This is a genomic window from Protofrankia sp. Cas8 (assembly GCF_963555845.1).
Classification (GTDB): Bacteria; Actinomycetota; Actinomycetes; order Frankiales; family Frankiaceae; genus Protofrankia.
Window position 1 is genome coordinate 6744 of record NZ_CAUVXI010000121.1, and the last position, 7204, is coordinate 13947.

The 7204-nt window shown below is 67.2% G+C and carries 6 protein-coding genes; all 6 read left to right on the forward strand.

The window, feature by feature from the left end; translation table 11 throughout:
* Positions 1-815, forward strand: an 815-nt coding sequence (locus U9977_RS16985) for a hydantoinase/oxoprolinase family protein (RefSeq protein WP_322750251.1), incomplete at its 5' end; no start/stop codon positions are given.
* Between the two features lie 36 nt (positions 816-851).
* Positions 852-2858: a hydantoinase B/oxoprolinase family protein gene (locus U9977_RS16990; protein ID WP_322750252.1), complete on the forward strand. Its 2007-nt coding sequence runs from the start codon at positions 852-854 to the stop codon at positions 2856-2858.
* A 241-nt stretch (positions 2859-3099) separates the two neighbouring features.
* Positions 3100-3486, forward strand: coding sequence for a hypothetical protein (locus tag U9977_RS16995; RefSeq protein ID WP_322750253.1), 387 nt, complete (start codon positions 3100-3102; stop codon positions 3484-3486).
* Positions 3487-3648: 162 nt separating this feature from the next.
* Complete coding sequence (locus U9977_RS17000) at positions 3649-4485, forward strand: hypothetical protein (protein ID WP_322750254.1); 837 nt, start codon at positions 3649-3651, stop codon at positions 4483-4485.
* A gap of 6 nt (positions 4486-4491) precedes the next feature.
* Positions 4492-6378 (forward strand): fumarate reductase/succinate dehydrogenase flavoprotein subunit, encoded by a 1887-nt coding sequence (locus U9977_RS17005; RefSeq protein ID WP_322750255.1) that lies wholly within the window; start codon positions 4492-4494, stop codon positions 6376-6378.
* A complete protein-coding gene (locus U9977_RS17010) occupies positions 6378-7136 on the forward strand; it encodes a succinate dehydrogenase/fumarate reductase iron-sulfur subunit (protein ID WP_322750256.1) in 759 nt (252 codons plus the stop codon). The genes U9977_RS17005 and U9977_RS17010 overlap by 1 nt, the downstream gene beginning before the upstream one ends.
* Positions 7137-7204 lie beyond the last annotated feature (68 nt).

The window sequence follows — 7204 nt, forward strand, 5'->3', positions numbered from 1 at the left end:
TGTCCCTGGGACAACGGGTCGCCTTCGCGTGGAAGATGGGCCTGAACAACATCGCCGAAGGCCTGCTGAACATCGCCATCCGCAGAGGGATCGACCCGCGCGACTTCAGCCTGGTCGCGTTCGGTGCCGCGGGACCGATGCTGCTTCCGTCCCTGCTGGACCTCGTCCCGCTGCGACGGGTGATCGTTCCTCCCCATCCGGGCCTGTTCAGCGCGCTCGGCCTGGTCAGCTCCGACCAGGTGTTCTCCGACCAGCGCAGTTCGTACACGTTCCTGTCCCCTGAAACCGCGGACACCGTCGACCGGCTGTTCCGGGAGATGGAGGACGGTCTGCTGGCCCGCCAGGGCATCGACCCGAACGCGGTCCGGATCGTTCGCAGCTTTGACGGCCGGCTGTACGGCCAGAGTTGGGAGACGCCGTTCGTCGAGGTACCCGGGGGGACCATCACCTCGGACACGATCACCACGATGATCAAGACCTTCCACGACGCCTACCAACGGCGCAACAGCAACCGCTTCGAGATGTTTCCCGTCCAGGGCGTCACCTTTCGGGTACAGATGATCGTTCCTTCCGACAAGGCCGAGTACCCCAAGGTCGAGGTCGCCTCGGACGTGGCACCGCAGGCCGACGCGACGACGACACTGAGCCATCTGTATGGGCACGACGTCCCGGCGTCCGAATACCAGCGCACGAAACTACTGGCGGGGCATCGGATCGCGGGGCCAGCCATCATCCGCGAGCCCATGTCCACGACGTTCGTGCCAGCCGGTCACACGGCGACAGTCGGGGAATACGGCGAGCTCAGCATCGCCTGAGCCAGGCGAACCAGCTTCTTGCGAAGGATAGGGATGATGACGACCCAGACCGGAATTCGGAATGGCAACGGTGCCGCATTGCGGGACCTCAGCGACACCGAGTTCGAACAGCTGTACCAGTGTGACCGCTTCACGGCATCAGTGATCTCCAGCCGCTTCCGTTACATCATGGAACACGTCTGCAGCCAGCTCATCACCTACGCGTTCTCACCGCAGATCCGCGAGTCGACGGACATCTCCGCAGCCGTGACCGGTCCGCCCTCGCTGAACCACGCGATGCCGGCGGTGGCCCAGACGATTCCGCTGTTTTTCGGCTCCATCCCGGACGCGGTCCGCATCGCCCTCGAGGAGTACGGCCTCGACCGCATCGTGGCGGGCGACGTCATCATGGTGAACGATCCCTACCGGGTGGGAACACACCTCAACGACGTCTGTTTCATCCGGCCGGTCTTCAGTGCCGGCGAACTCGTCGGCGCGGTGACCATCCGCGCGCACATGCTCGACTGGGGCGGCCGGACCATCGGCGGCTTCGAGGTCACCAAGACCGACCTCTACGAGGACGGTCTGGTACTGCCGCCGACCCTGCTCTACAGCGCGGGAAAGCCCGTCAAGCCGACGTTCAGCCTCATTCTCGACAACACCCGTCTCGGTCCGATCGTGCTGCCCGACATCCAGACCATCCACACCTCGCTCGAGCTGGGCGCCGGCCTCCTCCTGGAAACCCTGGAGAAATACGGACTGCCGGCATATCTGGGGGGCATCCGCTATGCGTGCGACGCTGCCGCGGAAACCATGCGCAACGCACTCGAGCGGCTGCCCGACGGAATCTACGAGGGCGAAGAGCGGCTCGACAGCGATGGTCTCAGCGACGACGCGGAGCATGTCGTCCGGGTCCGCATCAACAAACGGGGGGGCCGGGCGGAGTTCGACCTCAGCGGCTCCTCGCCCGCGACGAATTCGGCCATCAACTGCTCGTGGCTGGACGCGAAAACCGCCGTGGCCATCGCGCTCAAGTACCTCATCGACCCCAAAAGCCCGTTCACCTCGGCGTCCCTGCGAGACGTCGACGTGCTGCTGCCCGCCGACAGCATCATCAACCCGTCGCCACCGCACTGCTGCATGTTCTACTGGGAACCAGTCCTGGCAATCATCAACGCGACCTTCAGCGCCATCAACGGTGTACTGGGCGAGTACGCAGTCGCGCCGGACTCATGGGGAGGTACGATTCATTTTGCCAGCGGTGTCACCGCCGGCGGAACCCCGTGGTTCAGCTCGGCCGGCGCGACCGTGACCCCGGCGGGGCCATGGGGTGCCACCAGGGACGGCGATGCCGACTCAAGTCAGCTCATGATGATTCTGAATCTACTCGACGGCGGAACCGAGCAGGGCGAAGCAGACAACCCCGTCGTCGTGCTTCGGCGCGACTATGTTCCCGACACCGCCGGCGCAGGCAAGCACCGCAGCGGCTCGGCCAGCGTCACCGACAGCCTCTGGTTGACCCCGGCCGAACACCGGATCTCCACCTTCCACGTCAAGCGGCCCCCGGGCAACGGCGGCGTGTACGGCGGCCGACCCGGGAGCCTTGCCGGTGGCTGGCTGTGGGACCCCGCGACGTCACCGCTCGCCCAGCAGCCTGCCATCCTGCCGCTGACCATGTCGAGCCCGATCTACAGCGAGGCGACACCGCTGATGGGGGTCGTCAACCCGCAGACGCACGAGCTCGACCCCGACGGTGAGTACCGCTTCCTGCTCACCCCGGTTGCGGCGTCGGCCAACACGATGATCCGTTTTGTCTGCAACGGGGCGGGTGGCTGGGGAGACGCGCTGGAACGCGATCCGCTGCGGGTCCTGCACGACGTGCGTGACGAATACGTCACGATCGAGGGTGCGGCGCGCGATTACGGTGTCGTCGTCACCGGCGACCCGATCAGGGATCCCGAAGGCCTCGCCGTTGACGAAAGCGCGACCCGGGCGCTCCGCACGTCCCGCGCCACGTCCACGTCCACGTCCACGTCCACGTCCACGTCCACGATCGGGACATGACCACGATCGGAACATGACAGGAAGATTTCGCGAACAGGTCCCCCGACCCGGCCCGCCACCGCCTTCTGGCATCCCGGCACGGTCAGAAGTTCTCTGCCTCTGGCCAACCTTCCGCCCGTCGATCATACTGCTGTGTGAACGTAGTGTGTCATCGATGTGACCGGCTCGGCAGCGGGAACGGGTACCGACACCCGTCCCGAAGGTCGCCGACCGGCAGGTGGAACCACGGAGGTGGCGAATCGTGCAGTCGACAAGCCTACGGGACGAGCTTCTCGCCATAACCAGGGCGGTTGCGGAAGCACAACGTCATGTGCGATGCGTGCGCCGCCACGCGCCCAGCTCACGCCTGGCCGGCCGTCTCGAGGCGGACGTGCGCCGGGTGTTGGAGGACCTCGACGACCTGGGGGCCGAAACCCTCAGCCGCAGCGAAACGAGCGGCCTGGCCGATGCCGGCACGGCGGGCACCTCCGCCTGCTCGGTGTACTCCGAAGGCAGTGAACCCGTGTTCGTGCCGGCCCGCCAGGGCGAGCCTGAGTTCCAGCCCGAATGCGACGACGAGGGGGTTGCCGGCGGGTGGCAGCGGGGTCGCTCCGTGTCGCCGCGCCGCCGGCGCCGCGTCCGGGTGTGAGCATGGGACGACGGGCCGCGCCACAGTTCGCGGCCTGTCGTCGGTCCGCCCCAGCCGACCGAAACGCAACCGGGAGAACACCACTCAAGGAGAACACGCCAGGGCCCCAGCGCCCCGAAGCTCCATGATCGCGCTGCGGCCCGGGGGGAACCAAGGAGCGCCATGCCGACGCAGACGGATGCCCGTCATCCCGACAATCGGGGTTCCACCGGAGCCACCGCGCCCAGCACCGGCGCGGCCCGAGCGAGGATCACCCAACCCAGCCTGAGACGGGACCGATGGTGGGTAGCTCCCACCATCACGGTGGCCGTGCTCACCGGCTTCGTCGTCTACGGGACGTGGGCGGCGTTCCGCAATGGCAACTACTACGCGCATCCGTACCTGTCGCCGTTCTATTCGCCCTGCCTGACCGACTCCTGCCCGACCGATGCGCTCGGCTCCGGACTGCTCGGCGATGTGCCCTGGATCTCACCCGCCATCCTGATTCTGATCTTCCCGCTCGGCTTCCGGCTCACCTGCTACTACTACCGGAAGGCGTACTACCGATCATTCTGGTGGGCACCGCCGGCCTGCGCGGTTCCCGACGCCCGGCGTAGGTACAGCGGTGAGACCCGGTTCCCGTTGCTGCTGCAGAACGTGCACCGCTACTTCCTGTACTTCGGCGCCTTGTTCGTGGGTCTGCTCACCTACGAGGCTGTCCGGGCGTTCAGCTTCGACGGCAGTTTCGGCATCGGCGTCGGCACCGGCATCCTCACGGTCAACGTGGTACTCCTCGGCCTCTACACGTTTTCCTGCCATTCGTTCCGGCATCTGTGCGGGGGCGGGCTGCGGACCCTGTCCACACACCCGGTGCGCCGGCGGCTGTGGCGGGGGGTCTCGGCGCTCAACCGGCGCCACCTCGTCTGGGCCTGGGCGAGCCTTTTGTGGATCATGGCGACCGATTTCTACATCTGGCTGGTCGCAAGTGGTCACATCCACGACTACCACTGGGTGGCGTGAGCGGCCATGACACCATCATCGATCTCGGAGACGCACGCATACGACGTCGTGGTGATCGGCGCGGGGGGCGCGGGCCTGCGCGCGGCGTTGGAGGCGCACGAACAGGGTGCCCGGGTCGCCGTCGTCTGCAAGAGCCTGCTCGGCAAGGCACACACCGTCATGGCCGAAGGTGGTATCGCGGCCGCAATGGGTAACGTGTGGCCCGAGGACAGCTGGCAGACGCACTTTCGCGACACGATGCGCGGCGGAAAGATGCTCAACCAGTGGCAGATGGCCCAGATCCACGCGCAGGAGGCGCCCGACCGGGTCTGGGAGTTGGAAGAGTGGGGCGCGGTCTTCGACCGGACGCCCGATGGACGGATCCTCCAGCGTGACTTCGGCGGCCACCGCTTCGCCCGGCTCGCCCATGTCGGGGACCGTACCGGCCTGGAGCTGATCCGTACCCTGCAGAATCGGCTGGTCAGCAAGCGTGTCGACGTCTTCATGGAATGCACGGTGTTGCGCCTGCTGACGGCGGGGCGCCAGGAGACCGCACCGGCGCAGGACGTGCCCGACGGTGACGGACCGCCGGTCACCGGCGCGCTGGCGTACTGGCGTGAGTCCGGGACCTTCGTGCGTTTCGACGCGCCCGCAGTGGTGCTCGCCACCGGCGGCATCGGCAAGTCCTACCAGGTGACATCGAACTCCTGGGAGTACACCGGCGACGGCCACGCACTCGCGCTGTGGGCGGGGGCCGCGCTGATGGACATGGAGTTCGTCCAGTTCCACCCCACCGGCATGGTCTGGCCACCGTCAGTGAAGGGGATCCTCGTCACCGAGGGTGTCCGGGGCGACGGCGGTGTACTGCTCAACTCCGAAGGCCGTCGCTTCATGTTCGACTACATCCCGCCGATCTTCGCTGCTGAGACGGCCGACACCGAGCAGGAGGCTGACCGCTGGTACACCGACAAGGTGACCGCACGCCGGCCACCCGAGCTGCTCCCCCGCGATGAGGTGGCGCGGGCCATCAACGCCGAGATCAAGGCCGGGCGGGGCTCGCCGCACGGCGGGGTGTACCTCGACATCGCATCCCGCCGTGACCCGGATTACATCCGCCGCCGGCTGCCGTCCATGTACCACCAGTTCACCGAGCTGGCCGACGTCGACATCACCAGAGATCCGATGGAAGTCGGCCCGACGTGCCACTACGTCATGGGTGGCATCAAGGTCGACCCGGCCACCGCGGCGGCGACGGTACCCGGACTGTTCGCCGCGGGCGAGTGCGCGGCCGGCATGCACGGCTCGAACCGGCTGGGCGGCAACTCCCTGTCCGACCTGCTCGTTTTCGGCCGGCGGGCGGGGCTGCACGCCGCGTGGTACGCGCGGACGGTGCCAGCGGAGGCCCGCGGCGTGGCTGACGACGCACAGGTCAACGCGATCGCCGAGCAGGCCCTCGTGCCGTTCTCCGCCACCGCTGCGGAGGCGGCCCCGGAGAACCCCTATCAGCTGCAGCTCGACCTGCAGGAAGTGATGCAGAACCTGGTCGGGATCATCCGGACCGAGCCCGAACTCGTCCGGGCGCTGATGGAGATCGAAGCGTTGCAGGCCCGTGCCCGCCGGGTCGCCGTCGCCGGTCACCGGCAGTACAACCCCGGCTGGCATCTCGCCGTCGACCTGCGGTCACTGCTCACCGTCGCGGAATGCATCGCCAGGTCCGCGCTGGCCCGCCGGGAAAGCCGCGGCGGGCACACCCGCGACGACTTCCCGCAGCCCGATCCGGTGTTCGCAACCGTGAACCACGTTCTGCGGCTGCGCGCGGACCGGCTTGTCCTGACCGCCGAACCGCTGCCGGCGCTGCCGGCGGAGCTGGCCCATCTGTTCCAAGCAGCCGCGACCAGCGGAAAGGGTGCCTGATGGCCGCATACAACCTGGCGCTGCAGGTGTGGCGAGGCGATGCCGACGGCGGTGATCTGCACGACTACACGGTCAGCGTCGAGGAGGGCATGGTCGTCCTCGACGCACTGCACAGGCTCCAGCAGACACAGGTCCCAGATCTGGCCGTCCGGTGGAACTGCAAGGCCGGTAAATGCGGGTCGTGCAGTGCCGAGGTGAACGGCCGGCCCCGGTTGATGTGCATGACCCGCCTGAATCTGTTCGCGCCGAGCGACACCATCACGGTGACCCCGCTACGGACGTTCCCGGTGATTCGGGATCTCGTCACGGACGTCTCGTACAACTACGAGAAGGCCGCGCAGGTGCCGGCATTCGCGCCGGGGCCGCCCGCCGGTGCCGACGGACACCACCGAATGAAGCAGGAGGACGTCGACCGCGTCCAGGAGTTCCGCACGTGCATCGAGTGCTTCCTGTGCCAGACCGTCTGCCACGTCATCCGCGACCATGAGGAGAACAAACCGGTCTTCGCCGGCCCGCGGCTGATGGTCCGGTATGCCGAACTGGAGATGCACCCGCTGGACACCGGGGACCGACGGGAGCTGCTGCGTGAGCAGGCCGGAATCGGCTACTGCAACATTACCAAATGCTGCACGGAAGTGTGCCCGGAACACATTACCATCACCGACAACGCGATCATTCCGCTCAAGGAGCGGGTGGTCGACGCCTCCTACGACCCGCTGGTATGGCTCGGCAACCGAATATTCCGCCGACGGCGCTGACAATCGACACGGCCGTCGGCCATGGGTGGGTGACCCATGGCCGACGGCCGCACAACGACCGGGGTCGA

Excerpts from the sequence above, each read along its gene's own strand:
- U9977_RS17005 (WP_322750255.1), top strand. The coding sequence starts at position 4,492 with ATGACACCATCATCGATCTCGGAGACGCACGCATACGACGTCGTGGTG.
- U9977_RS16990 (WP_322750252.1), top strand. The coding sequence starts at position 852 with ATGACGACCCAGACCGGAATTCGGAATGGCAACGGTGCCGCATTGCGG.
- U9977_RS17010 (WP_322750256.1), top strand. The coding sequence starts at position 6,378 with ATGGCCGCATACAACCTGGCGCTGCAGGTGTGGCGAGGCGATGCCGAC.
- U9977_RS17000 (WP_322750254.1), top strand. The coding sequence starts at position 3,649 with ATGCCGACGCAGACGGATGCCCGTCATCCCGACAATCGGGGTTCCACC.